1 protein-coding gene is annotated in these 741 nt (G+C 20.9%); it reads right to left on the reverse strand.

Annotated features, from left to right (window positions below):
* On the reverse strand, positions 1–735 hold a 735-nt coding region (locus FPD38_RS00630), incomplete at its 3' end, for an alpha-2,3-sialyltransferase (protein WP_261798260.1).
* Positions 736–741: the final 6 nt, after the last annotated feature.

The following is a 741-nucleotide window of genomic DNA, read 5'->3' on the forward strand; positions in this document are numbered from 1 at the left end:
TTCAGGTATTAACACATCATTTATACAATCTTTATCCTTATCAATCAAAATAAAATTATTATTAGCATTTGGTGCTAAAGGTATATATTTGCTAAGTTCATTATTGTTATTTAAAGAATAAAAATTAATATTATATTTATCTTTTAAAAAATTTAAAGCTTTTAAATCAAATTCTTTAGAATGTTTAACATATACACTATCTTTTTTTAAAAATGCTGGGTTTAGTTTTAATAAATTTTCTTTTTTATTATCAAAGCCATACATATTGTTTTTATCATTATAAAAATCTATACCACATAGATATATATTTTTATATCCTAAAGCTATAGCTATAGCACACATATAAATTCCTGAAGTGATTCTATTATTTTCATAAATTTCATTGTATTTTATAAAGGCTAGAAAATCTTTTATATTATGTAATATTTCATATCCTAAATGAGCATCACAAAAATAAGCATTAAAATTTTTTATAAAATTTTCATTATCTACTGTTGGTAAATTAAAAGTAGAACATATTATATTTTCTATATCATATTCTTTTTTTTCTATGAGTTTTTTTGCTGTGTAGTATTGCTCAAAAAATACAAAAGGATTAAAAAATACATATTTTATATTTTTACCCAAATAATATTTTTCTTCAAAATAAAATTGATTGCATCTAAAAACATCGTATTCTTTGGGCAGTCTCGAATAATCTATATCTTTCAAACTAGGTCCATTGCCGCAGATTATAGCATT

This window comes from Campylobacter volucris, assembly GCF_008011665.1.
GTDB lineage: Bacteria > Campylobacterota > Campylobacteria > Campylobacterales > Campylobacteraceae > Campylobacter_D > Campylobacter_D volucris_A.